The organism is Streptomyces sp. NPDC042100, assembly GCF_055582325.1.
Map to the genome: position 1 here is coordinate 354,138 of NZ_JBVJDK010000007.1, position 26,522 is coordinate 380,659.

Genomic DNA, 26,522 nt, shown 5'->3' on the forward strand with positions numbered 1-26,522 from the left:
CTCTTACGGGGAGGCGAAGTCCTGGACCCACCAAGGGCCGTTGTCCGCGAGGCTCACCCCCACGCCGACCTCCTTGAACGCGCAGTTGAGGATGTTCTTGCGGTGGCCCTCGCTCTTCATCCAGCCCTGGACCGCCTCCGCCGCCGTGTGCGGGCCGCGGAAGATGTTCTCGCCCCAGGTCGACCAGTCGTAGCCGGCGGCCGTGATCCGGTCGCCGGGAGTGCGGCCCTCGGGGCTGTTGTGGGCGTAGTAGTCGCGGTCGGACATGTCGTCGGCGTGCCGCTGCGCCGCCTTCCGCAGTTTGCCGTCGGAGCGCAGCGGGTCACAGCCGGCCTTGCGGCGCTCGGAGTTGGCGAGCGAGAGGACCTGGTCGATGTACTGCGCGGCCGACCTCGTCGCCCCCCGCGTCACGGGCGGGGCGGCCCCTGAGCCGGGGGAGGATTCCGCGACCGCCGGGGCCGCGGCGGTCGTCCCGGACGGCACCGTGGCCACCGGCAGCGACGCCGTGGCGGCCGTCGCCTCCGGAGTGGTGTCGGCCCCGGCCGGGGTGCCGAGCGCCGCCAGGTACACCCCGGCGGCGACCGTCAGCGTGGCCGCCAGCACCCCCGCCGCCGTCACGGCCCCGCGGAACGGGGGTCCGCCGCCGAGGTCCGCGCGGCCCTGGCGGTCCCCCCGGTTCCGGCGGGGGCCGCCGGACTCCCTGCGGTGCCGGCCTCGGGCGCGCCGGCCGGGCGGCGGGCCGGGACGGGGACCGGCGGCGGCTGCGTCGTACGGGTCGTGCTGCATGGACTCCGCTCTCTGTTCGAGGCCGCCGGACGGTCCGGCGCTGGGAGAGCCACCGGGGCGACGGGCCTATCACTTTCCGGCCCCGGACAGCGCGACACTCCTTCGTCAATCCTGTGCGTCAACCTCGTGCGGGACCACTGCGACGGGGCAGGGCGCGAGGTGCAGCGCCGCGTGCGCCACGGAGCCGATCCGGGAGCCGAGCGCCCCGCGCCTGGCCCGCCGTCCGACGACGAGCAGCTGGGCGGAGCCCGCACCGGACAGCAGCACCTGGCCGGCGCTGCCCAGCTCGACGTGCTCGGTCACCGGGACGTCCGGGTACCGCTGCCGCCACGGGGCGAGCGCCTCGCGCAGCGCCTTCTCCTCGTACGGGACGAGACCGCCGGCCTCGTCGGCGAGGGCGAGCGAGCTCGGGCTGTACGCGAGGAGCGGCGGCAGGCTCCAGGCCCGCACGGCCCGGACGCCCGCCCCGCGCGCGGCGGCGGTCTCGAAGGCGAAGCGCAGCGCGGGCGCGCTGTCCTCGGGGCTGCCCTGCTGGCCGACCAGCACCTCTCCGGCGGGCGGCTCGGCCGAGGCGCCGTCGCGGGAGCGGACCGCGACGACGGGGCACCGGGCGGCGGCGATGATCTGCTGCCCGTACGAGCCGAGGAGATAGCCGGTGACGGCGCCGTATCCGCGCGAGCCGATGACGAGGAGATCGGCGTCCAGCGCGGTGTCGAGCAGCGCCGCGACCGGGGTGTCGCCGACGATCCGCGCGGTGAGCGGAAGGCCCGGGTGGCGTTCGCGGACTCTGGCCTCGGCCTCGCGGAGCACGTCCTGCGCCGCCTGCTGCTGGGTGGCCGGGTCCTGGAGGAGCGGCAGGTCGAGCGGTTCCCAGCGCCAGGCGTGGACGATCCGGAGCGGCAGCTCCCGGTGCTCCGCCTCCCGCGCGGCCCAGTCCGCCGCGGCCAGGCTCTCGGGGGAACCGTCCACTCCCGCGACGATCTCACGACTCATCAGGCTGCCTCCGTCGGCTCGGCGTGGGGCCGGCCGGGACGCCGGCCCTCGTGTCTCCAGCTTGGGCCCATCGGCCGCCCCGGAAGAGGGCCGTTGGTCCCTGGCCGACGTGCCGACCGGCCCTGATGGGGCCGCGCGCGCCGGCCGTGCCGGTAGGCCGAGCCTAAGACCCTTCCCGCGCGGATCACGGCCGGGGCGCCCGGTGCGATCCGGCCCGGGCGGAACCGTTCCGCCGCCCCTTAGGCCAGCAGGGTGAGGCGGGCGTGGGTGCCGTTGAGGTAGTGGTCGCCGATGTCGCGGAGGCGGTGGTCCGGGGAGACCGGGGCGGTGAGGGCCCGGACGTTGCGCCAGAAGCGGTCGAAGCCCTGGCCGGCGGCGTGCGGGCGGGCCGCGGTCGCCGGGTCGACCAGTTCCAGGATGCGGGTGGTGATGTCGACGGCGGCCCGGTTGGTGACCGTCTCCGCCGCCGCGACCAGCACGGCGATGTCGGCGAGGTCCTCGACACCGAGGGCGCGTTCCTCGGCCAGGCCGTGGGCGAGGGCGTCGGTGGCCCGTTCGACCACCGCGGCGGCGGCGTGCGCGGCCGTCGCCAGCTCCCCGTAGGCGAGGAGGAGGTACGGGTCGTCGCCGGGGCCGCCGTCGAGGTAGCCGGTGAGTCCCGGGACCGGGAGGGCGGCCGAGGTCCGGCCGCCCGCGCGTCCGGCCGGGCGGGCGAGGGCGAGGTCTCCCGCGCGCCCGGCCGGGAAGTCCGCCGCGAACGCGGCCCGGCCCCGGGCGACGGGCGGCGGCGCCGCCTGGGTGGCGCGGCTGATGTCGCGGGCCTCGGCGAGCGCGCCCTCGGCGATCCCGAGCCCGACCTGGACGAGGAGCAGCCGCAGGGCGAGCGGCGCCAGGGTCGAGTACGGGGCGACGGCGTGCTCGTCCTGGGGGAGCGCGCCGAGCACCTGTGCCGCCGTGACCGGGACCTGGTCGAAGGTGACCGTGCCGGCGCCCGCGAGGCGCTGGCCGACCCGCTCGGGGCCCGCGTCGGTGAAGACGGCCGGGTGGGCGGGGTCGACCAGGACGACCAGCAGGTCGCCCGTCTCCGTACAGCGGGCGCCCACGACCAGCCGGTCGGCGACGGTGACGGCGGAGGCGTAGGCGCGCCGCCCGTCGAGGACGTAGGCGCCGCCGCCGGCCGGGGTCAGGGTGAGCGCGGCGGGCGCCGTGTCGGCGCGGGGCGGCTCCACCGCGCCGGCGAGCAGCCAGCGCTCCTCGGCGGTGCGGGTGTCGAGGTCGAGCGGCCCGGCGGCGGGGCCGAGGAACCGCGAGGTCCAGGACAGCACGCAGTGGTGGGCGAGGAGTTCGCCGATCGAGCCGTCGGCGGCGGAGATCTCCCGGATCACCCCGCAGGCGGACCGCCAGTCGGCGCCCCGGCCGCTCGGTCCCGGCGCGGTGAGCAGGGCGGGCAGTCCGGCCTCCTGGAGCCGGGCCACCTCGTCGAAGGGGGCCTTGCCCGCGCGGTCCCGGGACAGGGCGTCGACGGCGAGGTCGTCGGCGAGCTCCCTGGTGACGCGGGGCCAGATCTCGTCGTCGGCCGGGCGGTCGGCCGGCGCGGAGGTGGGCCGTATCGCGGACTTCTTCGGCGTTCTCACGTCACCTCACATGATCCCTAGTATCCCCACTGGAATAGTAGGGATAGTGGCAGAGGGGTGCCCCGAGCCCCAAGAGGCGTCCGCATGACGGACAATGACATCTTGAAAGGTGGTACGGGACGCTCCCGACCAGCGGAGACGGATGCCGTCGGACGGTTACGGATTGGTCCAGGCGTCCGGGTCCTCGGCCAGCGCCACGACATCGGGCGGCAGCTTCGCCGAGGCCAGCTCCGCCAGCGACACCCCGTCGAGCACGTTCCGCACGTTCGCCCGCAGCGCCACCCACAGCGTCAGCAGCGACTCGGCCGGACCGGTGTACGTGAGCTCCGGCGGGCGCACCCCGCGCACCGAGACCAGCGGGCCCTCCACGCAGCGGATCACATCGGCGACCGAGATCTCCGCGGCGGGCTTCGCCAGCCAGTAGCCGCCGTTGCCGCCGCGCTGGCTCTGCACCAGGCCGCCCTTGCGCATGTCGCCGAGGATGCCCTCCAGGAACTTGTGGGAGATCCCCTGGCAGTCGGCGATGGCCTCGGCCTTCAGCGGCCCGGTGTCCTGGGCCGCGGCGAGCTGGAGGGCGGCCCGCACCGCGTAATCGGCCCTGGCTGAAATGCGCATACGCGCATTATTCCGCACCCTTGACGGGGGGCGTGGACGATCCCACACTCGTGAACGGGAAACCGAGCGAACAGGTAGGGAACCATGGGAGCCACGGACGCGGCGGACAGGGCGCACCTCCTCCGCCTGCCGCGCTCCCTGCCGCTCACCTCGCGCCGCCACATCGACCTGCAGCGGGTGTGCAGCGCGGCGTAGCGCCCGTACGGCGGAACGGCCCCAGCCCCGCCCCCGCCCGGCCCTCCGGTCCCGCCCCCACCGCGGCCCGCACCGGTCACCGCTCCGCGCCCCGCGGAGCCCGCCCCCACCCGCGTCCGCACCCGCACTCCTCACCCGTATCTCTGCTGCCTCCGGCGCGCGCCGACGCCGTCGTGCGCCCCGCGACCCAGCACCGAGCACCCCAGGGAGAAGCATGTCCGTCACCCGTGTCACCCGCACCACCGCACCCGCCCCCGCCGTGGTCCGGCCCGAGGGCCTCCCCTCCGTCGTCCCCTCGATCGTCCCCGCCACCGCCGCCCCCGCCTTCCGCGGCCGGATCGGGCGCGACGTGCGCAGCGGCCACTACGCCGTCCCGCGCCGCTACCGCCTCCACCTCGCCCCCGCCGACCCCGGCTGTCTGGGCCTCGCCGTCACCCACAGCCTGCTCGGCCTCGACGAGGCGCTCCCGCTGACCGTCCTGCCCGCCACGCCCGACACCGCCGACGGCGGCTACGCCGCCCTGCGCCCGCTGTACGAGGCCAGCGCCCACCAGTACGCCGGACCCGCCGCCGCACCCGTCCTCAGCGACGCGTGGACCGGCCGGATCGTCTCCACCCACGTCCCCGACATCCTGCGCGACCTCGCCCTCCGCTTCCGGGGCGACGGACCCGAACTCCTCCCCGAAGGCCGCCAGGACGAGATCGGCGCCGTCGCCGACCTGTGCGCGCGCAGCGTCCACGCCGCCGCCCAGCGCGCCGGCGAACTCGGACTCGACGACCAGGCCGCCCACCGCGATCCGCTCACCGTCCTCTTCGCCGCGCTCGGCTCCCTCGAACGGCGGCTCGCCCGTACCCCGTACGTCCTCGGCGACGCGCCCACCGCCGCCGACGTCACCGTCTGGGTCACCCTCGTCCAGCTCGACACCGTCCACCGCTGGCACCTCGACGCCGCCGCCATGGAGCGCGTCGCCGACCACCCCGCCCTCTGGGCCTACGCCCAACGGCTGGCCGCCCAGCCCGCGTTCGGCCGCCACCTGGACATCGAGGCCGTCCTCGCCCACCACCGCGCCCACTGTCGAGGCCGGGAGGCGGCCGGCGCGGCCATGCGGATCGTCGACTGGGGCTGACGGTCCCGCCGGATCACCCGGCACACCGCTCCGGGGGCGCCCCCGCGCGTCCCCGGCGCCCGACCGAGGTCCCCGCGACGGCGCCTCGCCAGGCCCCGATCCGGCCCCGGCCCGGTCACGCACCGTCGCGCCGCGGGTCGCGTCGGTGAGCGCCGGGCCCCACGATGGTGGGGCCGGGGGGTCACGGCCGAACCAGGAGGACGGATGCTGCTCCCCGACCGCACCACCATCGACCGGCTGCTGCGGAGCTACCGCGCCCAGGAGCGCGCGAGCCTGGTCAGGCCGGGCGACGCCGTGGTCCGCCGGCGCTTGGAGGACACTGCCTACACCCTCTGCGTCCTCATGGGGGTGCGCGGCGCCCCCGAGGCGGTCCACGCCGCCGAGCACTACCTGGCCGGGCCCCGCCCCGCCGCCCCGGTCCTGACGCCCGGGGACGGTTCGGCGCGGGCGGGCGGGGTAGGCGCCGGGTAGGGCGCGCGGACGGCCGGGCCTGTCGGCCCGTGACCCGCGCCCGCCCGGAGGTGTCCGGCGATGGACGAGACACGGCTCACGCCCCAGGAGCGGCGCGTCCTGGCCGAGATCGAGCGGGAGCTGGCCGGGGACCGGCCCGCCCGGCTCGGCCGCCGCCTGAGCGGAGGCGCCACCGCCCTGCTCGCCGTCGCCGCCCTCGGCCTCTTCGCGGCCGCCGTCGCCACCGAGTCGCCGCCCCTCATCTGGGCCTTCGCCGCGACGTGGGCGGCCACCCTGCTGTGCGGGCTGCGTCTGCTGCTGCGCTGGTCGCACCGGCACCTGACGGGCGACGAACGGCCCCGTCCGGACGAGCCGGACCGCTGAGCCGCCCCGCCCTACGCCGGGGTGCCCGGGCGCGGCCCGGAGCGGGCCCGGCGGTGGGCGGCGACCCGCTCGCGGGTGGCGCACCGGCGGGAGCAGTAGCGCCGCTCAGGGCCGCTGCCCTGGGCGAGGAAGACGTTCTCGCAGGAGGCCGAGGCGCAGATCCCGCCGGGCGGGCGCTGCCGGTCCCAGACGAGGACGGCCAGGGCCATGCACGACGAGGCGAGGAACCAGCCGTCCCAGGGGGAGTCGTCATCCGGGTCGAGGTGCGGGTGCCAGGGCGAGCCGCCGCCGTGGGACGTGAGCCGCAGCGGCCCGGTGTGCTCCCGCAGCAGCTCGTTGAGCAGGGCCGCGGCCTCGTCGACGTCCCCGGCGGCGAACACCGGCCGCAGCAGCCCGGCCGCCGCCCGCAGCCCGTCGACGTCCCGCGCGGTGAGGGCGAGCGGCCCCCTCTCGCCGTGGGCGAGGAGGACCCCGGCGACCTCCGCCGGGTCGGGCCGGGGTCCCGCGAGGGCGTTGAGCAGGGCGGCGGTCCGCTGGGCCGCCGTCAGCACGGAGAGGCGGGCGGAGCGGTCGTCGGGGGAGGGGGCGGAGCGGGGGCGCGGGTCGAGGCCGGGGGCGGGGTGGGCGCCGGGGGCCGTGCAGGCGGGCGGCTGGGCTGGAGACACGCCGGGACTGTAACGCATCTTGCGCAGTTTTGAGTTACCTCCGTACCGTCCTGCCGGTGAAGAAGCCCTACTCACTCGGCCGGTACCTCACCGGCGCCGTCGCGGCCCGCGCGGGCGACGAGATGGCGGGGCCCGCGCTGATGCTGGCGGCGTTCGCGCTGTCCGGGTCCGCGGGCCGGGCGGCGGCGCTGCTCGCGGGCGTCACCGTCGCCGCCGCGGCCGGCGGGCCGGTGCTCGGCGCGCTCCTCGACCGGGCCGGCCGGCCCGGGCGCCTGCTGGCGGTGGCCCTCGCCCTGTACGCGACGGGGCTGGGCACGGTCCTCGCGGGACTGGACCGGCTGCCGTTCGGCGTCACCCTCGCCTTCGCGGTCCTGACCGGGCTGCTCGGACCGGCCCTGTCGGGCGGGTGGACCTCCCAGCTCCCGCGCGTCCTGCCGCCCGCCCGGCTGCCCCGGGCGAACGCCCTGGACGCCCTGACGTTCAGCGCGGCGAGCCTCGCCGGGCCGGCGCTGGCGGGCGGCGTGGCGGAGACCCTCGGTGCCCCGGCGGCGGTGGTCGTCTCCCTGGCGCTCATCGCGGCGGCCCTGCCCGCCGCGTGGACCCTGCCCGCCCGCCCGCGCGGGACGCCGGAACCGCCCGCGCGGGGACCCGCCGCGGCGGCCCGCTCGGTCCTCGGCGAGGTCGCCACGGGCGTCCGGACCATCGCCGGGCGTCCCGCGCTGGCCGGGGCGACGCTCGCCTCGGCGGTGTCCTGCGCGGCCCAGGGCATGCTCACCGCGTGCCTGCCGCTGCTCGGCGAGCGCGTCCTCGGCGCGGCCGGGCGCGGGGCCCTGCTGCTCTCCTGCACCGCCGTCGCCGCCTTGGCGGCCAACGCCGTACTGGCCCGCTTCCCCGCCCTGCTCGCCCCGGACGCGCTGCTGCGGGCCGGGGCGCTCGTCCAGGCGGCGGCGACGGCCCTGGCCGCCGGGGGCCGTCCCGGGCTCCTGGTCGCCGCCGCGCTCCTCGCCGGATTCAGCGAAGGTCCGCAGCTCACCGCCCTGTTCGCGATCCGCCACCGGGAGGCGCCGGCCCGGCTGCGCGGCCAGATCTTCACCACCGGAGCCAGCCTGAAGATCACCGGCTTCGCCGTGGGGGCGGCGGTCGCCGGACCGCTCGCCCCCCGCTCCCTCACCGGCACCCTGACGCTCGCCGCGGGCGTCTCGGTCCTCGCCGCCCTGGCGCCTCGCCTCGTCCGGGGCTCAGTTCCCGCGCGCCCCGAACCGGCGCCACAGCCACAGTGACAGGGCCGCCCCCAGCGCCGAGCCGACCAGGGCCAGCGGGAGCCCGGCGGTCCGGCCCGAGGGAGCCGCCTCCCCGCGCGGCTCCTCCCGCGCCTCCGGGCCCGCCTGGAGGGCGTCCCGCGCGGTGGTGTGCACGGCCCGCCGCACCGTCTCGCGCGGCGCCTTCGCGGGCAGCAGGGAGCCCACCGGCTGCACCCGGCCCGCCGCGTCGAAGCCCCAGTCGAGCAGCTCCCGGGCCTCCTCGTACACCGCGAAACCGCCGCCGCCCTGTGGGTTCATCACCGACACGACCAGCGTGCGCGCCCCGCGCCGGGCCCCGACCACCAGCGTGTTGCCCGCGTTGCTGGTGTAGCCGTTCTTGATCCCGATGAGCCCCGGGTAGCGGGCCACCCCGTCGGCGCCGGTCAGCAGCCGGTTCGTGTTGGCGATGCCGAAGGACCAGCCGCCGGCCGGGAAGTCCGCGTACCGCGTCGAGCAGTAGCGGGTGAACTGCGGGTCCTGGAGCCCCGCCCGCCCGAACACCGCCAGGTCGTACGCGGAGGAGACCTGCCCCGGCGCGTCGTAGCCGTCCGGCGACACCACGTGCGTGTCCCGCGCGCCCAGCGCCCGCGCCTTCTCCTGCATCAGGCGGGACATCGCGTCCCAGCCGCCGCTCATCGCCGCCAGGACGTGCACCGCGTCGTTGCCGGAACTGAGGAAGACGCCGTTCCACAGGTCCGACACCTTGTACGTGTATCCCTCCTTCACCCCGACGAGGCTGCTCCCCTCGCCGATGCCGGTCAGCTCCTCGTCGCTGACCGTGTGCCGCTCGGCGGCCTCGTGCCGGGGCAGCGCGGTCAGCGCGAACAGGGTCTTCAGCGTGCTCGCGGGCGGCAGCGGCCGGTGCGCGTCCCGGGCCGCCAGCACCTCGCCGGTGGCCGCGTCCGCCACCACCCACGACAGCGCCGACACGGACGGCAGCCCCGGCGCGCCCCGCAACGGCTGCACCTGCGTACCGGAACGGTCGAGCCGGGCCGGATCGACGAAGGACCGTGCCGGGGGCATCGGCTCGGCCGCCGACGCCCCGAGGGCCGTGCGGGCGGCGGCGGGGGTCCCGGCGGCGGCAGGGGCGGCCGCCGAGGCCGTGGCGGCCGGCAGGACGAGCAGCAGCACCGCGGCACCGGCGGTGGCATGACGGACAGCTGGCGTGACGATCATTCAGCCACCCTAGGAAGGGCGCGCGGAGCCCGCAGGGCGAAGTGCGCCGACCGGCGTAGCGGCTCTGCCGGAGGGTGGGCGCGTCGCCGTCGGCGGGCACCCGGCACACTGCTCCGCACGGGCGAACGGCCGGCTGTCCGAGGCGGAGGGCATCCTGGTGACGTGTCCTCATTCCCGAACCAGAGCAGGCCCGTTGCCCCGCCGGGCTCCGACGACGCCGCCCCCGCCGAGCACATGATCGTCTGCGGCGACGACGTGCTGGCCCACCGCCTCGCGGCGGAGCTGCACGAGATGTACGGGGAGCGCGTCACCCTGCTCGTCCCCGCGCCCGGCGACGCCCCGAGCCGCCCCGCCGCCGCCCGCACCGGGCGGGCCGCGGCCCTCTTCGGCCGGGTCACGGCCGCCGTCACCCGCTCCACGGGCGGCACCGGGGGCTCCGGCGGCCCCGGCTCGGGCGGCCCCGGCTCCGCCGGTGACCAGCGCGGCGCCGGGGCGCCCCGGCCGATCCGGGTCGTGGAGACCGCCGAGGCCGACGACCAGGCCCTGCTTGACGCGGGCGTCCGGCGCGCCGCCGCGCTCGCCCTCGTCCACGAGGACGACGAGCGCAACATTCGCGCCGCCCTCGCCGCCCGCCGCCTCAACCCGAGGCTCCGCCTGGTCATCCGGCTCTACAACCGCAAGTTCGGACAGCACCTCGCCACCCTCCTCGACCAGGCCGCCGCCGTCTCCGAACCCGGCCTCGACCCCGAGAAGCTCGACGCGGCGACCACCGTGCTCTCCGACGCCGACACCGCCGCCCCCGCCCTGGCGGCCACCGCCATCGCCGGGAGCAAGAAGGTCGTCCAGGCCGGCGGACTGCTGCTGCACGCCGTGGACCGCCCGCCGCCCGCGCCCGGCGAGGTCGCCGACCCCGGCCTGTGCACCCTGGCGCTGCTGTCCGCGACGGCCAGCGACCCGGCCGGCAGCGAGGGCTCCGAGTGCAGCGGCGACCAGGGACCGAGGCTGCTGCCCGACGCCGCCGCCGTCGCCGCCGCCACCGGGCGCGGCATCGTCGCCCTGGAGGCCGTCAGCTACGAGGGCCCCGCCCAGGCCACCGGCTGGTTCGGCGGCTCCACCCTGCCGGTCGGCTCGCTCTTCTCCCGGCGGCTGCGCTGGTCCCTCGCGGGGGTCGCCGCCGCCGTCCTCGCCCTCGCCCTCGCCTCCACCTTCGCCACCGGCGACCACCCCCTGCACGCCGCCTATCTCACCCTGCTCGACGTCTTCGCCATCGGCGACCCCGCCGTCGGCGAGCCGACCAGCCGTCAGCTGCTCCAGATCCTCGCCGGATTCGTCGGCCTGCTCCTGCTGCCCGTCCTCGTCGCCGCCCTCCTCGAAGCCCTCGGTACCTTCCGCTCCGCCACCGCCCTGCGCCGCCCGCCCCGCGGCCTCTCCGGCCATGTGGTCCTGCTCGGCCTCGGCAAGGTCGGCACCCGGGTCCTCGCCCGGCTGCGCCGGATGGACATCCCGGTGGTCTGCGTGGAGGCCGACCCGGAGGCCCGCGGCCTCGCGCTGGCCCGCCGGCTGCGGGTCCCGACCGTCATCGGCGACGTCACCGAGGAGGGCGTCCTGGAGGCCGCCCGCATCCACCGGGCCCGCGCCCTGCTCGCCCTGACCAGCGTGGACATCACCAACCTGGAGGCGGCCCTGCACGCCCGCTCGATCAGCCCCGGACTCCGGGTCGCGCTGCGCCTCTACGACGACGACTTCGCCACCGCCGTCTACCGCACCCTGCGCGCCGCCCACCCCGACGCCCTCACCCGCAGCCGCAGCGTCTCCCACCTGTCGGCGCCGGCCTTCGCCGGGGCGATGATGGGGCGCCAGGTCCTGGGTGCGATCCCCGTGGAGCGCCGGGTGCTGCTCTTCGCCGCGCTCGACGTCACCGACCACCCCCTCCTGGAGGGCCGCACGGTCGCCGAGGCCTTCCGGCCCGGGTCCTGGCGGGTCATCGCGCGCGGCGCGGCGGGCGTGCCCGCGCACCGCTCCGGCTACGGTCTGGTCTGGCAGCTCCCGCCCGGCGACCTCCTCGGCCCCGGCGACCGCGTGGTGGTCGCCGCCACCCGCCGAGGCCTCGCCGAGCTCCTCGGCCGCCGCCCCGGCCGTCAGGACCCGGCGGACGCCCCCGCGTCCGCCGCCCCCGGTGACGCACCGGAGCCGCAGGGCCGGACCGAGCGGCGGGGCGACGCGCGCGGACGCTGAGACCCGGCGGGGCCGGGGCCCGGACGGGGCCCCGGCCCCGCCGGGTCACACGGGCCTGCCCCGCTCCACGGCGGGGGACGCCCGCAGGGCCGCCACCAGATGGAGCAGCTCCGCCTCGTTCCCCGTGAAGCCCGCCGCGCGCAGCGCCTCGTCCGCCTCGGCCATCGGATGCGTCAGCATCGCCGCCGCGAACGGTTCGAGGCGCGGATCGGCGAGGACCGCCTGGGTGGATTCGAGCAGGCGCAGGTACGCCTGGGCGGCGGCGCGCTCACGGCCGGTGATCGTCGTCATGTCGGGCTCCCTCTCGAGATGCGGCGGTCGTCCCACCACCCTCTCTCACGGGTCTGACAATCAGGCCCCTGGCCCGCCGAGGTGCTCCGCCAGCCGCTCCAGGAAGGCCTGCTGACCGGTCACCAGCAGCGGCGCCGCCGCCTCGGGGGCGAACCAGCCGACCCGGTCGATCTCGGGGAACTCCCGCACCGTGCCCGAGCCGCGCGGCCACTCCATGGTGAACGTGCCCGGCACCACGCGCTCCGGGTCCAGGTCGGCCTCGACGGCCCACGCCACGACGGTCTTTCCGTTCGCCTGCCGGGACTCGCCGAGCGGCACCCGCTCCCCGTCCGGCGCCCGGAGCCCCAGCTCCTCCTCGAACTCGCGGTGCGCGGCGTCCAGGGGCGGTTCCTCGGGCCCGTACTCGCCCTTCGGGATCGACCACGCGCCCGTGGACCGCCCGGCCCAGAACGGGCCGCCCATATGGCCGATGAGCACCTCCGTACCGCCGTCGGGGGTCCTGCGGTAGAGGAGGAGACCGGCACTGCGCTTGTCGGACATAGCGCCCAGTGTGGCGGATTCGGCGCCCCGGCGGTATCCCGCGCGGGGTGACGGCGGCGTCCCGCGCGGGGCTACGGCCTGTCGAGCCGCAGCAGCACCGGGCCGCCGGCCGGGTCCACGTCCGCCGTCCAGCCGGTGGGCGGGCGCACCGAACGGTGCGGGTCCACCGGCCCCGCCAGCCGCCCCTCGTACAGCACCCGGTCGTCCTGGACCACCGTCAGCAGCGGCCGGAACAGGCGCTCGGCCGGGCGCAGCAGCAGCGGCACGGCGACGGCGGGGGCCGGGGCTCCGGTGAGGCGGCCGGGGGAGGCCCAGCGCACGCCGCCCGCCGGGACGAGCGCGACCCCGGGGCCCGGCCAGGGCGCGCCCGCGAGCCGGTCGAGGACGGCGGCGGCGACCGCGCGGCCCTCGGCGGCCGCCACCACCGCCGGTTCCACCCCGCGCAGCAGGTTGCCCACCGCGAAGACGTCCGGCACCGGCGTGCGGAAGGCGGCGTCGACGGCCGGGCCCCGGGTGGCCGGGTCGAGCGGGACACCGCCGGAACGGGCCAGTTCGTGGTCGGGGAGCCAGTCGCCGGTGAAGACGACCGTGTCGCAGCGCAGCAGCGCGGTGCGCCCGTCGGCGGCCCGCACCACGACGCCCGAGAGGCGCCCCCGGCCCACCAGTTCGACCACGGTCGCCCCGCGCAGCACCGGCGGCGGCAGGCGCGGCCCGCGCGGGCGGTCCGCGACGACGGCCACCACGCTCACCCCGGCCCGCCGCAGGGTCCGCACGGCGTGCCGGGCGACCGGCTCGGAGCCGACGACGACGGCCCGCCGTCCGATCCGCTCCCGGCGCAGCCCGAACAGCTCGACGGACTGCTGGAGCTCGCCGGTGCTGAACACCCCCGCCGGCCGGCTGCCCGGCACCAGGCGGGCGCTGCGCGGGCGTTCGCGCGCGCCGGTGGCGAGGACCACCGCCCGCGCGGTGATCCGTTCGAGGCCGGTCGGCGCCGTGACCTCCAGGGTCAGCGGACCGGCCCAGTCCGTCGCGCTCACCCCGGTCCTGACGGCGGCCCCGGCCCGTACGGCGGCGCGCACCGCCCGCCGGGCGTACCCGGGGCCGGTGAACGGCCCGAAGCCGCCGCGCGCGCAGTGGCGCGGCACGCCGCCCGCGACCGGTTCCCGCTCCAGGACCTCGACGCGGCCCGCGCCCCCGGCGGCGAGCCGGGCCGCCGCGGCCAGTCCGGCCGGGCCGCCGCCCACGACGAGGACGTCCACCGTACGGTCCAGTGCCGCCGATGCCGATGCCGATGCCGATGCCGATGCCGATGCCGATGCCGATGCCGCGTCCGTCACGCCGTGCCCTCCTCGAACAGCGCCCGTACGGCGGCCCCGCACGAGAAGCCCTGGCAGCGGCCGCCGCGCGCACGGGTCCTGCGCCGCAGTCCGTCGAGCGAGGCGGGCGGCACGGGCGAGGCGAGCGCGTCGCGGATCTCGCCCCGGGTGACCCGCTCGCAGTGGCAGACGATCTCGCCGTACGCGGGGTCGCGGGCGATGCGCGCGGCGTCCCGGTACGGGCGGGGGAACGCCTCGCCCAGGTTCGGCATCGCCACCGGGGCGAGGGGCCGTTCGGGCCCGAGGTCCAGGCCCGCGCCGGCGAGGAGCTCCACGGTGTGCCGGCCGAGGGCGAGGGAGGCGGTGAGCCCGGTGGAGCGGATCCCGCCCACGGTGACGTAGCGCAGCTCCGGGTGGGCGGCGATCCGGTAGTCCTCGGCGCCGGTGGCGGCCCGCAGCCCCGCGTAGACGGCGGTGACCTCCTCGTCCAGCAGCGCGGGCAGGATCCGCCGCCCCTGGGCGCGCAGTCCGGCGAGGCCCTCCGCCGTGGAGCCGGTCGCGGTCTTGTCGTCCAGGTCCTCGGCGGTCGGGCCGAGCATCACGTTGCCGTACACGGTCGGGGCGATGAGCACGCCCTTGCCGAGGGCGCCGGGCACCGGCAGCAGGATGTGCCGGAGGAGCCCGCGCGCGAACTTGTCGAAGACGAGGAGCTGTCCGCGCCGAGGGGTGACGGTGAAGTCGTACCGCCCGACCAGCGCGTCGAACGCGTCGGCGTACAGGCCGCAGGCGTTGACCAGGTAGCGGGCGCGCAGGACGCCGCGCCGGGTGATCAGCCGGTGCGGCGCCCCGGGGCCGCCGGGCCGCACCTTCTCGACCGGGCAGTCCAGGTGCAGGTCGGCCCCGGAGCGCACGGCCTGGGTGGCGTAGGCGAGCGGCGTGGTCCAGGGGCAGACGACCGACTCGCCGGGCACCGCGAGCGCGCCGAGCGCCCCGGGGCCCAGGTGGGGTTCGAGCGCGCGGAGTTCGGCGGCGCCGACGAGCCGGGTGCCGTGGTGCCCGTTGCGCGCGGCCTTGGCGGCGAGCCCGGGGAGCGCGGCGGACTGCTCCTCGTCCCAGGCGACCAGCAGCGCGCCGACGGGCTCGACCGGGATGCCGGTCTCCCGGGCGTACGCGGCCAGGAGACGGGAGCCCTCGCGGACCAGCCGGGCCTCCAGGGAGCCCGGGACGGCGTCGAAGCCGGTGTGCAGGATGGCCGTGTTCGCCTTGGAGCTGCCCTCGCCGACGTCCCCGGCGGCCTCCACGAGCGCGACCCGCAGGGAGGGGTACCTGGCCAGCTCCCGCGCGATCGCGCAGCCGACCACCCCCGCGCCGACGACGGCGACGTCGTACGCGCCGCCCGGCGCCGCGCTGTCCGGCAGGGCCCCGCGACGGGTGACGCTCACGGGGCGGTCACCCCGAGGGGCGCTCCGGGGGCCGTGCCCCGCGCGGCCCCGCCCGCGAGCAGCCCGTCCACGGCGGTGCGGAAGCGGGCCAGGCGCTCCGCCGCCTCGGCGGGCGGGATGCGGGGCTCGTACACGGCGGACGGCTTCCATTCCGGTACGGCCTCGTGGACGGCGAGTCCGGGGGAGTGGCCGAGGCGGGCGACCGCCGCCACGCCGAGCGCCGTGGCGTCGGGGAGCGCGGAGACCTCGACGGGCCGCTGGAGCAGGTCGGCCTGCGTCTGCATCAGCAGCGCCGAGCGGGTCAGCCCGCCGTCCACCCGCAGCGCGGTCAGCGGGGCGCCGAGGTCGGCCGCCGCGGCCCCGGCGAGCTCCACCACCTGCGCCGCGATCCCCTCGCACAGCGCCCGGACCAGGTGCCCGGGGCCGGTGTCGAGGCCGAGTCCGGTGAGCGAGCCGCGCACCTCGCCGCGCCACCAGGGGGCGGCGAGTCCGGCGAGCGCGGGGACGAAGGTGACGCCGCCCGTGTCGGGCACCGAGCCGCCGACGGGGTCGAGGTCGGCGGCTCCCGTGATCACGCCGAGCCCGGTGAGCCAGCGGACGGCGGAGGCGGCCGTGAAGACCTGCCCGTCCAGGCAGTAGCTGGTGCGCCCGCGCAGCCGCCAGGCGACGCAGGACACCAGGCCGGAGTCGCCCCGGCGCGGCGCGCCGCCGGTCTGGGCGAGCAGGAACGCCCCCGTGCCGTACGTGCATTTGGCGGTGCCGGGCTCGGTGACGTGCTGGGCGAGCAGGGCCGCCTGCTGGTCGACGAGGAGCCCGGTCAGCGGGAGCGGTGGTCCGAAGGCGGTGGTGGTGCCGACCGGCGTGTCGCAGTCCACCACGCGCGGCAGACGTTCCCCGCCGAGGCCGTAGGTGTCGAGCGCGGCCCCGGACCAGGCGGCGGTGTCCAGGTCGAGCAGCCCGGTGCGCCCCGCGGTGGCCGTGTCGGTGACGAAGGCGCCCGTGAGCCGGTGCGCGAGCCAGGAGTCGCTCGTGGTGACCACTCCGGCCCCGGTGAGGCTGCGGCGGATCCAGGCCATCTTGGGCGCGGCGAAGTAGGGATCGAGCGGCAGGCCGGTGATACGTTTCAACTCCGGTTCGTGCGCGGCGAGTTCGGAGCAGAGTGCGGCGGCTCTGCGGTCCTGCCAGACGAGGGCGTCGGTGAGCGGTTCCCCGGTGGCCGGGTCCCAGGCGAGGACGGTCTCGCCCTGGTTGGCGAGGCCCACCGCGACGACGGGCGCGCCGGCCTCGGCGAGCGCCGTGCGGCCGGCCGCGACGACGGAGGCGTACAGCTCACGGGGGTCCACCTCGACCAGGCCGCCGGGCAGGGCGCGGGGGTGCACGGGGGCGAAGCCGGTCCCGATCACCCCGCGTTCGGGGCAGACGACGAGCGCCTTGGTGCCCGACGTGCCCTGGTCGACGGCGAGTACCGGGCCCGTCATGCGCGCGACTCCCTGCTGCTGTGCGGTGGGTGGGGATCCTTGATCGTGGAACCGGTCAGCCTGATGCAGCGGGGACGCCCCGTCAAGACGTACGGGGAGAGCCCGTCAGTTTCCGAAACACCACTGACATAAAGTCAAATTCAGTCGCTGGCTTGATAGTTACGGTCACAGATGAAAGTGGACCGGTCACGTCCAGCGACCTCTATAGTGATCGCCGATCAACGGCCGGGATGGCCAAGGGGACCGACCAGCCCCTCCACCCACCTCACCGAGGAATGATGTCTCCCACCCGCCACCCGGCGTCCCCCACCCCCCGTACGGCCCCCTGATGGCCGCACAGGGCTTCCGGCCCGTCTACCACCCGGCGGGCCACGACCACGCCTTACGGGGTGCCGTCCAGGACCTGCGCACCGGCCGCTGGGTGGCCATGGCCCGGCTCCTCGACGAGACCGCCGGCTGGCCGGGCTGGACCCGCCGCACCCAGGTCCTCGCCGCCGTCGCCGCCGGCACCGACGTCGTCGCCGCCTGGCGCGCCGAGCAGCCCGACTCCATCGCCGCCGCCGTCATGCACTCCCGCGTCGCCGTCGAGCGCGCCGTCCGCGCCCACCGCGCCGCCCACGCCCGGACCCGCGAGCTCTGGCAGGAGGCCTGGACCGCCTGCCGGGAGGCCGTCGAGCGGGCCCCCGCCGACCCGGTGCCCTGGGTCGGCCGGCTCGCCCTCTCCCTGCTCGACACCCGGCAGAGCATGGCCGAGCACCGGCTCCCGCCGCCCGCGCCCATGCTGCCGCCCGGCCCCTGGGGACTGCTCGCCGAGGCCGAGAAGCGCGACCCGTACAACCGGGAGGCGCACCACCGGATGCTCCAGTTCGTCTACGCCCGGCGGCCCGGACCGCTCTCCGAGGCCGTCAACTACGCCCAGTGGGCCTCCTCCTCCGCCCCCGTCGGCTCCGCGCTGCACGCCCTCCCGCTGTACGTGCGCGTCGAGCGCTACCGGCGCGACCGCGGCCACGAGCGCGCCCTCGACCTGCACTGGGTCGCCGAGGACGCGGTCCGCGACGCCCGCCGGGCCATGGACACCTGGTTCCTCTTCAGCGCCACCGAGGAGGCCAGCCTGCTCGACCTCAACCACCTGGCCCATGCCCTGTACGGCGCGCTCAAGTTCGCCGACGGGGCCCGGGTGTTCGAGGCGCTCGGCCCGTACTGGACCCCGCAGCCCTGGGCGTACCGCACGCCCGTCCCCGACGAACGCGGGCCCGCCGAGGAGGTCTTCCTGCGGGCCAGGGCCCGCTGCCTCGGCGCCCCGGAGTCCCGGCCGGGCGCCTGACCGGCCGCCGCGCGTCTCCCCCCCCACCAACACCCCCGTACGTCCCGTCCCCGGAGGAACGCATGTCCCGCACCGCCCCCACCGACGCGATACGCAAGCCGCCACCGGCGCAGGACGCCGAGGAGGCGAGGCTCAGAGAGCTCGGCTACCAGCCGGTCCTCGCCCGCCGGATGGGCGGCTTCGGCAACTTCGCCATCAGCTTCTCGGTCATCTCCGTGCTCTCCGGCTGCATGACCCTGTACGGCTTCGGCCTCGGCACCGGCGGCCCCGCCGTCATGCTGTGGGGCTGGGCTGGTGTCGGGCTCTTCGTGCTGTGCGTCGGTCTCGCCCTCGCCGAGGTCACCAGCGCCTACCCCACCTCCGGGGCGCTCTACTACATGGCGGACCGGCTCGGCGGACGCCGCTGGGGCTGGTACACCGGCTGGCTGAATCTGCTCGGTCTGCTCGGCGCCATCGCGGGCATCGACTACGGCGCCGCCCTGTTCACCGGCGCCTTCCTGAACCTCCAGTGGGGCATCGCCCCCACCGCCGGCTCCACCTTCCTGATCTTCCTGGTGATCCTGCTGGTCCACGCCGTGCTCAACCTCTACGGCGTCCGCCTGGTCAGCGTGCTCAACTCGATCAGCGTCTGGTGGCACCTCGGCGGCGTCGCCCTCATCGTCGGCGCGCTGGCGATCGTGCCCGACCACCACCAGTCCGCCACCTTCGTCTTCACCGAGTTCGTGAACGACACCGGCTGGGCCAACCCGCTCTACGTCGCCGCGATCGGGCTGCTCCTCGCGCAGTACACCTTCTCCGGCTACGACGCCTCCGCCCACCTCTCGGAGGAGACCGCGAACGCCTCGGTGACCGCCGCCAAGGGAATCGTCCGCGCCATCTGGGCCTCCTGGATCGCCGGTTTCGCCCTGCTCGCCGGGCTGACCTTCGCCATCCAGGACTACGTGGGCACCCAGAACAGCGCGACCGGCGTGCCGCCCGCCCAGATTCTGCTTGACGCGCTCGGCGAAGGCGGCGCCAAGGCGCTGCTGCTCGTGGTGATCGTCGCCCAGCTCTTCTGCGGCAACGCGGAGGTCGCCGCCGCCAGCCGCATGGTCTTCGCCTTCAGCCGCGACAACGCGCTGCCGGGCTCCGCGCTCTGGCGCCGGGTCAGCAGCCGCACCCAGACCCCGGTGCCGGCCGTCTGGCTGTCCGTCGCGGTCGCGGCGGTCCTCGCCCTGCCGTCGCTGTACTCCGCCACCGCGTACGGGGCGGTCACCGCCATCAACGTCATCGGCATCACGCCCGCCTACGCCATCCCGATCTACCTGCGGCTGCGCAAGGGGCGCGACTTCGTCCCCGGCCCGTGGAACCTGGGCCGGTGGAGCAAGCCGATCGGCTGGATCGCGGTGGTCTGGGTGGCCGGCGTGACCGTGCTCTTCTGCCTGCCGCAGAAGTCGCCGGTGACCGTCGACAGCATGAACTACGCGGTCATCGCGCTGGCCGTGGTGCTCGTGCTCGCCAGCGTCTGGTGGTACGTCGCCCGCCGCTCGTACGGGACCCCCGCGGCCTACGGCAACGCCCGCGAGGAGGCGGAGATCGCGGAGGGCATCGTCTGACGGGGCCTGGCGGGACGGGCCACGGACGGGTGCGGCCGGGCTGCCGGGCGGGCGGGGTGGACGGGCCCCGCCGGCCGGGTGTCAGCCGCTGAACTCGTAGGTCCAGGAGCCCGTCCGGGCCGCCACGTCGATGTCGGTGACCTCCAGCGCGTGCCCGTGCTGGTCGCTCACCACCCGGTGGACGCTCAGCCGTGCCGCCCCGGCGGACATGCGGTCCGCCGGGTGGCCGGCGGTGTCCTGCGGCACCCCGACCGACTCCCGGTGCGTGGTGCGCAGCCCCGCGTGGTGCATCCAGTGGTAGAGCAGCCGCAGGTCGGGCCGCTGCCGAGAGTGCTCGGCGCCGCGCCGGTAGCGGGCCAGCTGCGGGATCTCCAGGAGCGCGGGGCGGGAGAACCAGGACACCGACCGCTGGAGCGAGACCCCCGAAGGGGTCAGCACCGCGTGCCGGTGCACCAGCGTCGGCTCCCCGGGCGCCAGCGAAAGCCGCGCGGCGAGCGCCCCCGGCGGTGCCTCCCAGGACAGCGCGGCGCGCACCAGCGCGTCGGCCGCCCGGGGGCCCCCGGGGAAGGAGCGCCGCGGGGCCGTCGGGCCCGGCCCCCGCTGCTCGTGGTCCGCCGAGGCGGCGAAGGTGCCCCGCCGGTCGGTGACCACGAGCCGCTCGTCCCGCAGCAGCTGGAGCGCGCCGCGCACCGTCTGCCGGTTGACGTGGAAGCGGTGGGCGAGGTGGCGTTCGGACGGCAGCCGGCTGCCGGGGGCGATGCGGCGCTGGATGAGGTCGTCCCGAAGTACTGCGGCGACCCGGAGGTAGAGCGGCAGCGCCGCCCTCGCTCCGGGCTCGGAAACGGGCTCGGCCATGTCACGGACCCTCTCTGTCATGCATGGTTCGACGATTGCTCGGCGTGAGCGTGCGAACCGCGTGGGTGAGCAATTCCTATCATTGGTCTAAACCATTCTGGAAGTCCGTTCGCCGAGAGTGGCCGAATCGGGTGTCCCGATTTGTAATGGATCGCAACGGAACAGCGGAGGCAGCGACGCTGGAAGAAGCGGGTGAGGCCGGATGACGACACCCTCCGAACGGGCCGAGAGAGGCCGGGCCGCGCGCAAGCGCGTCCCCCGCTCCTCGCACGGCCGCTGGATACCCTCCTCGCAGCGTCCCGACCCGCTGGGCGTCCTGGAACGCCAGTCCCTCGACCGGGTCCCCGAACTCGTCCCGATCCGCTACGGCCGCATGGCCGTCTCCCCCTTCGCCTTCCTGCGCGGCGCCGCCGCCGTCATGGCCGCCGACCTCGCCGCCCAGCGCCACACCGGACTCACCGTCCAGCTCTGCGGCGACGCCCACCTGCTGAACTTCGGCGTGTTCGCCTCACCCGAACGGACGCTCCTCTTCGACGTGAACGACTTCGACGAGACGCTGCCCGGCCCCTTCGAGTGGGACGTGAAGCGGCTCGCCGCCTCCATCGCCGTCGCCGCCCTCCAGAACGGCACCACCAAGGCCAAGGCCCACCGCGCCGCCCAGGTCTCCGCCGAGGGTTACCGCGCCGCCATGCGCCGCCTCGCCGGGCTCGGCGAACTCGACGTCTGGTACGAGCGGATCTCCGCCGAGGACGTCGCCTCCCTCGTCAGCCGTGCCGCCGACCGCAAGCGCCTGGAGCAGCGGCTCGCCCACGCCCGCCGCCGCACCAGCCTCCAGGCCTTCGGCAAACTCACCCGGAAGGACGAGACCGGGCGGCACATCGTCGAGGACCCGCCGCTGCTCGAACGCGTCACCGACGTCGACCGGGTCACCATCGGGAAGATCTTCAGCGACTACCGCAGCTCGCTCTCCGAGGAGCGCCGGATGCTCCTCGACCGCTTCCGCTACGTCGACACCGCCCGCAAGGTCGTCGGCGTCGGCAGCGTCGGCACCCGCTGCTTCATCCTCCTCCTGGAGGGCCGCGACGACACCGACCCGCTCTTCCTCCAGATCAAGGAGGCCGGGCCCTCGGTCCTGGAGCAGTACCTCGTCCCCAGCGTCTTCACCCACCAGGGCCGCCGGGTCGTCTGCGGACAGCGCCTCACCCAGGCCGCCAGCGACATCTTCCTCGGCTGGATGACCGGGCCCGAGCAACGTCACTTCTACTGGCGCCAGTTGCGCGACATGAAGGGCTCCGCCGAGGTCGAGACCATGTCCCCGGCCGTGCTCCGCCAGTACGCGCGGCTGTGCGGGCGGGCCCTCGCCCGCGCCCACGCCCGCTCCGGCGACCGCGTCGCCATCGCCGCGTACCTCGGCTCCTCCGACGTCTTCGACCGGGGCATCGCCGACTTCGCCCTGCGCTACGCGGCCCAGAACGCCGACGACTACGCGGCGCTCAGCGCCGGCATCGCGGCCGGGGTGGTCACGGCGGCCCCGGGGGTGTGAGGGCCGGGGGCCGGTGCGGGGCCGCTCCGGCTACTCCGGGGCGACCCGGGCCACGTGCAGGGCGACGTACGCGACCTCCTCCTTCGGCAGCGTCACCCCGTACGTCTGTTCCACGTACTTCGCCACCCGGTCCGCCGCGCCCATCGCGCGCGGGTAGCGCGCGGCGAGCTGCTGGTGGAGGAAGTCGTCGGGGCTGGTCAGGAGCCGCCCGGAGAAGAGGCGCTCGGCGAAGTACTGGAGGTGCGAGACGAAACGGGAGCGGTTGAGGTCGTCCTGCTCGAAGTGGGCGGCGGTGGTGTGGGTGACGATCTGGAGCACGGAGCTGATGAAGGAGACGACCTGCATCGGGTCGGCGTGCCCGGCGGACGAGTCCGCGTTCACCAGGTGGAAGGCCACGTTCGCCGCCTCGTCCTCGGGCAGCTCGGCGCCCAGGCGCTCACGCAGCAGCGCCACCGTGCGCAGGCCGATCGCCCACTGGCGCGGATAGAGCGTCCGCATCTCCCAGGAGAAGCGGTTCACCACCCGCATCCCCTGCCGGGACCGGACGACGGCGAAGTGGAGGTGGTCGGTCAGGGCGAGGTAGACGTGCGGGTCGAGGTCGAGTCCGGCGTCGGCGGCGAGCGCCACGACCTCACGGGTCAGTTCCAGATAGTCGGCCGGGATCGCCGACAGGAGCTCCAGCAGCCCCTGCCGGTCGGCGTCGCCGAGCCCGACGAAGACCTGGTCGGCGGCGTCCGGCGGGACGGCCTCGCCCGGCTTGTGCCCGTAGCCGATGCCCTTGCCGAGCAGGACGCGCTCCACGCCCAGCGCGTCGACGGCCAGGACCACGCTGGAGTTGAGCACCTTCTTGATCGTGTAGACCGGGTCGGGTGGCACGGTGCACTCCCTCGTGGTTCTGGCCGTCGGCGAGCGGACGGTGTGGGGCGTCGGGTCAGCTGAGGTCGGCGCCGTTGGTGGCGATGACCTTCCGGTACCAGTCGAAGGAATCCTTGCGGATGCGGCGGCCGGTGCCCTCGCCGAGGTCATTCTGGTCGACGTAGACGAATCCGTACCGCTTCGACATCTGCGAGGTGGACGCGCTGATCAGGTCGATCGGGGCCCAGCTCGTGTAGCCCATCAGCTCCACGCCCTCGTCGACGGCCCGGATCATCTCCGCGAAGTGCGCCCGGAAGTAGTCGATCCGGTAGGAGTCGTGGACCCGGCCGTCCTCGGTGAGCTCGTCCCGCATCCCGAGCCCGTTCTCGACGATGAACAGCGGCTTGCCGTACCGGTCGTACAGGTCGATGAGGGAGATCCGCAGCCCCACCGGGTCGATCTGCCAGCCCCACTCGCTGGACGGGAGGAACGGGTTCTTCACGCCGAGGACCGTGTTGCCGGGCGTGCGCTCGGCGTCGGGCCGTACGGACTCCGTCATCGACATGTAGTACGAGAAGGAGACGAAGTCCGCAGGGTGCGCGGCCAGCAGCTCCGTGTCGCCGTCCTCGAAGGGGATCGTGACGCCCCGCCGTTCGAGGGCCTTGAGCGCGAGGCGCGGATAGCCGCCGCCGGCCTGCACGTCCGTGCACAGGTACAGCATCCGCTCCTTGAGCTGGGTGGCGGCCACGTCCTCGGGGTGACAGGTGTTCGGGTACGTCGTCAGCATCGTCAGCATGCAGCCCATGCGCGCGTCGGGGACCAGCTCGCGCAGCATCCGGGTCACGGAGGCGCCCGCCACGAACTGGTGGTGCAGCGCCGTGTAGCAGGCCTGCTCCTCGCTCATGCCGGTGAGCGTCTCCGGGATGATGCCGCCGGACGTGAACGGGTGGCGGAGGATGCCGTCGATCTCGTTGAACGTCAGCCACAGCTTCACGTACGGCCCGAAGCGCTCGAAGCACACCTTCGCGAACCGCTCGAACAGCGCGATCGTCGAGCGCTCGACCCAGCAGTTGTTCTTCAGCGCCAGGTGCAGCGGCGGGTCGTAGTGCGAGAGCGTGACCAGCGGCTCGATGCCCAGGCGGCGCATCTCCCGGAACATCGCCGTGTAGTGGGCGACGCCCTCCTCGTTCGGCTCCTGTTCCTCGCCGGTCGGGAAGAGCCGGGTCCAGGCGATCGACACCCGCAGGGTCTTGAAGCCCATCTCCGCGAAGAGCGCCAGGTCCTCGGGGTAGCGGTGGTAGAAGTCGATCCCGCGCCGCTTGGGGTAGGCCGCGTCGTCGGGGTCGGCGATCGCCTTCTCCACGCCCTCCTTGGTCCAGGTGTGGAACGCGGCGTACTCGGTGGGGTCGAGGTGGGGCTTGTAGGCGGCGACGTCGGAGACGGCGGGGCCGCGACCGCCTTCCTTCCAGGCGCCTTCGACCTGGTTGGCGGCGAGTGCGCCGCCCCAGAGGAAACCGTCAGGCAGTGACATGAGCGAGCTCCTTCTCACGGATGAGGGCGAGGGGGGCACCGGCCTCGACCGGCCCGGTGGCCAGGTCGGCGACCGTGTACGCCCCGGTGTTGAGGACGATGACGGGGGTGGTGAGCGCGTACCCGGCGGCGCGGACGCCGTCCAGGTCCACGTCCAGGAGCGGCTGGCCGGCCGTGACGCGGTCGCCCTGGGCGATGTGCGCGGTGAAGTGCTCGCCGTTCAGCTTCACGGTGTCGATCCCGACGTGGATCAGGACCTCGGCCCCGTCCTCGGTGGTGATGCCGACCGCGTGCTTCGAGGGGAGCAGGGAGGTGACGGTGCCGCCGACCGGGGCGAGGAAGCGGCCCGAGGAGGGCTCGACGGCGAGTCCCTCGCCGAGGACGCCGCCGCTGAACACGGGGTCGGGGACCTCGCTCAGCGCGATCGCGGTGCCGGTGACGGGGGCGATGAGGAGGGCGCCGCGGGCCGGGACGGTGTCGGCGGCCCCGGCGCCGGCCTCTGCGGCCTCCGTGGCCTCCTCGGCCTCCGTGGTCCCGGCGGTGTCCGGGGCCTTCCCTTCGTCGCCGGCGGGCGTGCCGCCCGCGTCCTTCCAGGTCACGGCGGCGACGAGGAACGCGGCGGCGAAGGCGACCAGCAGGCCGATGACGGCGTGCAGGATGTTGTGCGGGGTCGCGCTGTTCACGAACATCGACATCGAGGCGAGGCCCGGACCGACGACGGCGTGCGCGGACACGTGGGTGATGCCCACGTACGTGCCTCCGGCGAAGGCGCCGGCGACGACCGAGAGGAGCGCCCGCCGGTTCTGCAGCGTCACGCCGTAGAGCGCCGGCTCGGTGATGCCGAACAGGGCCGAGACACCGGACGAGAAGGACGTGGCGCGCAGGTCCGTCCGCTTCGTCCGCAGGGCGACGGCGAAGGTGGCGCCGGCCTCGGCCATGTTGTGGGCGAGCGAGGCGGGCAGGTAGAGCAGCTCGGCGCCGGTGGCGCCCATCGTGTTCAGCGTCGGCGGAAGGAACGCCTTGTGCATCCCCACCGCGATCACGAACGGCAGCGCGGCGGCGAGCAGCGCGACCGCGACCCAGCCGAGCGTGGAGTGCAGCCACAGCATCCCGGACGTCAGCACGGTGCCCATGTTGTAGCCGAGCGGGCCCAGGAAGAGGACGGTCGCCGGGACGACGATGAAGAAGCACATCATCGGGACGAAGAACACCCGGATCGGTCCCGGGGTGATCCTGTTGAAGAAACGCTCGACCACCGCGAGGAAGAGGACCGAGAGAATGGCCGAGAACACCTGCGAGTCATAGCTGATGCTCTTCACGGTCATTCCGAAGAGGGATATTCCGCCCTCCTGCTGGAGAAGTGCCGTGAATCCCGGATAGAGCAGGACTCCGACGACCGCGACCGCCAGCGGAATATTCACGCTCAGCTTCTTCGCCGTGGTGTAGGCGACGAAGAGGGGGAGGAAGGCGAAGACCGCGTTCGGGATCGCCAGCAGCACCAGATAGCTCGGGCTGGTCTCGGAGACCCAGCCCAGCGTCGAGACGAGGATCAGCAGCGACTTCAGCACACCGGCGCCGGCGATCGCGGGCACCACCGGGGTGAAGACGCTGACCACGAAGTCCATCAGCGTGTTGCCGGCCCGCTTCCACGTCCACGCCTGCTTGACCTGCGGTGCCGCCGTCTCGCCGGACGGGGCGCCGCCGAGCAGCCGGTTCAGCGCGTTGTAGACCTCGATCACCTGGCTGCCGATGATCGCCTGGGTCTGCGGCGGGCCCATCACGACCTCCAGCACGCCCGGAGCCGCCCGCAGCCTCTCCTTGTCCGCCGCCCCGTCGTCGACCAGGGCGAAGCGCAGCCGCGTCGAGCAATGCTGCAGCCCGGCGACGTTCCCGGCGCCGCCGACCGCTTCGAGGATCGCCTCCGCGCTCCTGTTCGCGTCCATGTCGTACCTCCTTTTCGGGCAACAAAAAAGGACCCGGGCTCCGCACACGAATTGCCTTCGTGTGAAGTGCTCGGATCCTGCCTGCCTGACCAGTCACATGTCCTGCTCCCACTCTCCGGTCGGGCCGGGGGGAATGTCAAACGACAAAGGTCCCGGTATCGGTGGGACGTTGGTCCGTGGGGGAGGTGGATCGCGCGGTGCCGAATTCGTCGTACGGTGGGATTCCCGAACCGTACGCGTCTGATCCGGG

General features: G+C 75.4%; 23 protein-coding genes. 8 read left to right on the plus strand and 15 right to left on the minus strand.

All coding sequences use genetic code 11. The annotated features are described in order from the left end of the window. Positions 1-3: 3 nt before the first annotated feature. The 4 genes from ACZ6J5_RS18580 to ACZ6J5_RS18595 all read right to left on the minus strand — a co-directional run bounded on the left by ACZ6J5_RS18580 (position 4) and on the right by ACZ6J5_RS18595 (position 4,028). Positions 4-786 carry a CAP domain-containing protein gene (locus ACZ6J5_RS18580; protein ID WP_469392714.1) on the minus strand — a complete coding sequence of 261 codons (783 nt, stop codon included), beginning with the start codon at positions 784-786 and terminating at the stop codon, positions 4-6. A gap of 105 nt (positions 787-891) precedes the next feature. Next, on the minus strand, positions 892-1,779 hold the full coding sequence (locus ACZ6J5_RS18585; protein ID WP_469392716.1) for a universal stress protein: 888 nt from the start codon (positions 1,777-1,779) through the stop codon (positions 892-894). Between the two features lie 239 nt (positions 1,780-2,018). After that, complete coding sequence (locus tag ACZ6J5_RS18590; RefSeq protein ID WP_469392718.1) at positions 2,019-3,413, minus strand: acyl-CoA dehydrogenase family protein; 1,395 nt, start codon at positions 3,411-3,413, stop codon at positions 2,019-2,021. Between the two features lie 156 nt (positions 3,414-3,569). Further along, positions 3,570-4,028 carry an RrF2 family transcriptional regulator gene (locus ACZ6J5_RS18595; protein ID WP_469392720.1) on the minus strand — a complete coding sequence of 153 codons (459 nt, stop codon included), beginning with the start codon at positions 4,026-4,028 and terminating at the stop codon, positions 3,570-3,572. 409 nt (positions 4,029-4,437) lie between these two features. On the opposite strand from ACZ6J5_RS18595, the gene ACZ6J5_RS18600 reads away from it, so the two are divergent. The 3 genes from ACZ6J5_RS18600 (at position 4,438) to ACZ6J5_RS18610 (ending at position 6,183) form a co-directional block, all read left to right on the plus strand. Further along, positions 4,438-5,349 carry a glutathione S-transferase C-terminal domain-containing protein gene (locus ACZ6J5_RS18600; RefSeq protein WP_469392722.1) on the plus strand — a complete coding sequence of 304 codons (912 nt, stop codon included), beginning with the start codon at positions 4,438-4,440 and terminating at the stop codon, positions 5,347-5,349. 204 nt (positions 5,350-5,553) lie between these two features. Beyond that, positions 5,554-5,820, plus strand: a complete 267-nt coding sequence (locus tag ACZ6J5_RS18605; protein ID WP_469392724.1) for a DUF5133 domain-containing protein — start codon at positions 5,554-5,556, stop codon at positions 5,818-5,820. A 60-nt stretch (positions 5,821-5,880) separates the two neighbouring features. Further along, the gene (locus ACZ6J5_RS18610; RefSeq protein WP_469392726.1) at positions 5,881-6,183 is read left to right on the plus strand and encodes a DUF3040 domain-containing protein; all 303 of its coding nucleotides are present in this window, start codon (positions 5,881-5,883) and stop codon (positions 6,181-6,183) included. Between the two features lie 11 nt (positions 6,184-6,194). Here ACZ6J5_RS18610 and ACZ6J5_RS18615 read toward each other — a convergent pair whose 3' ends face one another. Further along, positions 6,195-6,734 (minus strand): CGNR zinc finger domain-containing protein, encoded by a 540-nt coding sequence (locus tag ACZ6J5_RS18615; RefSeq protein WP_469392878.1) that lies wholly within the window; start codon positions 6,732-6,734, stop codon positions 6,195-6,197. Positions 6,735-6,904: 170 nt separating this feature from the next. Between ACZ6J5_RS18615 and ACZ6J5_RS18620 the strand changes: the two genes are divergently transcribed. Continuing rightward, positions 6,905-8,128 (plus strand): MFS transporter, encoded by a 1,224-nt coding sequence (locus ACZ6J5_RS18620; protein WP_469392728.1) that lies wholly within the window; start codon positions 6,905-6,907, stop codon positions 8,126-8,128. Here ACZ6J5_RS18620 and ACZ6J5_RS18625 read toward each other — a convergent pair. Then, positions 8,087-9,325, minus strand: a complete 1,239-nt coding sequence (locus tag ACZ6J5_RS18625) for a D-alanyl-D-alanine carboxypeptidase family protein (protein ID WP_469392730.1) — start codon at positions 9,323-9,325, stop codon at positions 8,087-8,089. The genes ACZ6J5_RS18620 and ACZ6J5_RS18625 overlap by 42 nt on opposite strands. A gap of 234 nt (positions 9,326-9,559) precedes the next feature. Between ACZ6J5_RS18625 and ACZ6J5_RS18630 the strand changes: the two genes are divergently transcribed. Then, the gene (locus ACZ6J5_RS18630; RefSeq protein ID WP_469392879.1) at positions 9,560-11,560 is read left to right on the plus strand and encodes an NAD-binding protein; all 2,001 of its coding nucleotides are present in this window, start codon (positions 9,560-9,562) and stop codon (positions 11,558-11,560) included. Positions 11,561-11,605: 45 nt separating this feature from the next. On the opposite strand, the gene ACZ6J5_RS18635 is transcribed toward ACZ6J5_RS18630, so the two are convergent. The 5 genes from ACZ6J5_RS18635 to ACZ6J5_RS18655 all read right to left on the minus strand — a co-directional run bounded on the left by ACZ6J5_RS18635 (position 11,606) and on the right by ACZ6J5_RS18655 (position 16,627). Further along, complete coding sequence (locus ACZ6J5_RS18635) at positions 11,606-11,851, minus strand: hypothetical protein (protein WP_469392732.1); 246 nt, start codon at positions 11,849-11,851, stop codon at positions 11,606-11,608. Positions 11,852-11,911: 60 nt separating this feature from the next. Continuing rightward, on the minus strand, positions 11,912-12,391 hold the full coding sequence (locus ACZ6J5_RS18640; protein ID WP_469392734.1) for an NUDIX hydrolase: 480 nt from the start codon (positions 12,389-12,391) through the stop codon (positions 11,912-11,914). 71 nt (positions 12,392-12,462) lie between these two features. Further along, positions 12,463-13,662 (minus strand): FAD-dependent oxidoreductase, encoded by a 1,200-nt coding sequence (locus ACZ6J5_RS18645; protein WP_469392881.1) that lies wholly within the window; start codon positions 13,660-13,662, stop codon positions 12,463-12,465. Positions 13,663-13,724: 62 nt separating this feature from the next. Further along, positions 13,725-15,149: an FAD-dependent oxidoreductase gene (locus ACZ6J5_RS18650; protein ID WP_469392735.1), complete on the minus strand. Its 1,425-nt coding sequence runs from the start codon at positions 15,147-15,149 to the stop codon at positions 13,725-13,727. Beyond that, on the minus strand, positions 15,146-16,627 hold the full coding sequence (locus ACZ6J5_RS18655) for an FGGY family carbohydrate kinase (protein WP_469392737.1): 1,482 nt from the start codon (positions 16,625-16,627) through the stop codon (positions 15,146-15,148). The genes ACZ6J5_RS18650 and ACZ6J5_RS18655 overlap by 4 nt, the downstream gene beginning before the upstream one ends. A gap of 328 nt (positions 16,628-16,955) precedes the next feature. Between ACZ6J5_RS18655 and ACZ6J5_RS18660 the strand changes: the two genes are divergently transcribed. Further along, the gene (locus ACZ6J5_RS18660; protein WP_469392739.1) at positions 16,956-17,951 is read left to right on the plus strand and encodes a hypothetical protein; all 996 of its coding nucleotides are present in this window, start codon (positions 16,956-16,958) and stop codon (positions 17,949-17,951) included. A gap of 62 nt (positions 17,952-18,013) precedes the next feature. Further along, positions 18,014-19,546, plus strand: a complete 1,533-nt coding sequence (locus tag ACZ6J5_RS18665; protein WP_469392741.1) for an amino acid permease — start codon at positions 18,014-18,016, stop codon at positions 19,544-19,546. Between the two features lie 81 nt (positions 19,547-19,627). Here ACZ6J5_RS18665 and ACZ6J5_RS18670 read toward each other — a convergent pair whose 3' ends face one another. Further along, positions 19,628-20,401, minus strand: a complete 774-nt coding sequence (locus ACZ6J5_RS18670) for a GntR family transcriptional regulator (protein ID WP_469392743.1) — start codon at positions 20,399-20,401, stop codon at positions 19,628-19,630. Between the two features lie 202 nt (positions 20,402-20,603). On the opposite strand from ACZ6J5_RS18670, the gene ACZ6J5_RS18675 reads away from it, so the two are divergent. Next, on the plus strand, positions 20,604-21,944 hold the full coding sequence (locus tag ACZ6J5_RS18675; RefSeq protein WP_469392745.1) for a DUF2252 domain-containing protein: 1,341 nt from the start codon (positions 20,604-20,606) through the stop codon (positions 21,942-21,944). A gap of 30 nt (positions 21,945-21,974) precedes the next feature. Here the strand turns inward: ACZ6J5_RS18675 and ACZ6J5_RS18680 are convergent, their stop codons facing one another. The 3 genes from ACZ6J5_RS18680 to ACZ6J5_RS18690 are packed head-to-tail and all read right to left on the minus strand — an operon-like array spanning position 21,975 to position 26,272. Further along, positions 21,975-22,820: a PRD domain-containing protein gene (locus ACZ6J5_RS18680; protein ID WP_469392747.1), complete on the minus strand. Its 846-nt coding sequence runs from the start codon at positions 22,818-22,820 to the stop codon at positions 21,975-21,977. Positions 22,821-22,875: 55 nt separating this feature from the next. Then, a complete protein-coding gene (locus ACZ6J5_RS18685) occupies positions 22,876-24,330 on the minus strand; it encodes a glycoside hydrolase family 1 protein (RefSeq protein ID WP_469392749.1) in 1,455 nt (484 codons plus the stop codon). After that, on the minus strand, positions 24,317-26,272 hold the full coding sequence (locus ACZ6J5_RS18690) for a beta-glucoside-specific PTS transporter subunit IIABC (protein WP_469392750.1): 1,956 nt from the start codon (positions 26,270-26,272) through the stop codon (positions 24,317-24,319). The genes ACZ6J5_RS18685 and ACZ6J5_RS18690 overlap by 14 nt, the downstream gene beginning before the upstream one ends. Positions 26,273-26,522 lie beyond the last annotated feature (250 nt).

Coding starts and splice junctions, on each gene's coding strand:
- ACZ6J5_RS18580 (WP_469392714.1), bottom strand. CDS start 786: ATGCAGCACGACCCGTACGACGCAGCCGCCGCCGGTCCCCGTCCCGGC.
- ACZ6J5_RS18585 (WP_469392716.1), bottom strand. CDS start 1,779: ATGAGTCGTGAGATCGTCGCGGGAGTGGACGGTTCCCCCGAGAGCCTG.
- ACZ6J5_RS18595 (WP_469392720.1), bottom strand. CDS start 4,028: ATGCGCATTTCAGCCAGGGCCGATTACGCGGTGCGGGCCGCCCTCCAG.
- ACZ6J5_RS18600 (WP_469392722.1), top strand. CDS start 4,438: ATGTCCGTCACCCGTGTCACCCGCACCACCGCACCCGCCCCCGCCGTG.
- ACZ6J5_RS18605 (WP_469392724.1), top strand. CDS start 5,554: ATGCTGCTCCCCGACCGCACCACCATCGACCGGCTGCTGCGGAGCTAC.
- ACZ6J5_RS18610 (WP_469392726.1), top strand. CDS start 5,881: ATGGACGAGACACGGCTCACGCCCCAGGAGCGGCGCGTCCTGGCCGAG.
- ACZ6J5_RS18625 (WP_469392730.1), bottom strand. CDS start 9,325: ATGATCGTCACGCCAGCTGTCCGTCATGCCACCGCCGGTGCCGCGGTG.
- ACZ6J5_RS18630 (WP_469392879.1), top strand. CDS start 9,560: ATGATCGTCTGCGGCGACGACGTGCTGGCCCACCGCCTCGCGGCGGAG.
- ACZ6J5_RS18635 (WP_469392732.1), bottom strand. CDS start 11,851: ATGACGACGATCACCGGCCGTGAGCGCGCCGCCGCCCAGGCGTACCTG.
- ACZ6J5_RS18640 (WP_469392734.1), bottom strand. CDS start 12,391: ATGTCCGACAAGCGCAGTGCCGGTCTCCTCCTCTACCGCAGGACCCCC.
- ACZ6J5_RS18655 (WP_469392737.1), bottom strand. CDS start 16,627: ATGACGGGCCCGGTACTCGCCGTCGACCAGGGCACGTCGGGCACCAAG.
- ACZ6J5_RS18660 (WP_469392739.1), top strand. CDS start 16,956: ATGGCCGCACAGGGCTTCCGGCCCGTCTACCACCCGGCGGGCCACGAC.
- ACZ6J5_RS18665 (WP_469392741.1), top strand. CDS start 18,014: ATGTCCCGCACCGCCCCCACCGACGCGATACGCAAGCCGCCACCGGCG.
- ACZ6J5_RS18670 (WP_469392743.1), bottom strand. CDS start 20,401: ATGGCCGAGCCCGTTTCCGAGCCCGGAGCGAGGGCGGCGCTGCCGCTC.
- ACZ6J5_RS18675 (WP_469392745.1), top strand. CDS start 20,604: ATGACGACACCCTCCGAACGGGCCGAGAGAGGCCGGGCCGCGCGCAAG.
- ACZ6J5_RS18685 (WP_469392749.1), bottom strand. CDS start 24,330: ATGTCACTGCCTGACGGTTTCCTCTGGGGCGGCGCACTCGCCGCCAAC.
- ACZ6J5_RS18690 (WP_469392750.1), bottom strand. CDS start 26,272: ATGGACGCGAACAGGAGCGCGGAGGCGATCCTCGAAGCGGTCGGCGGC.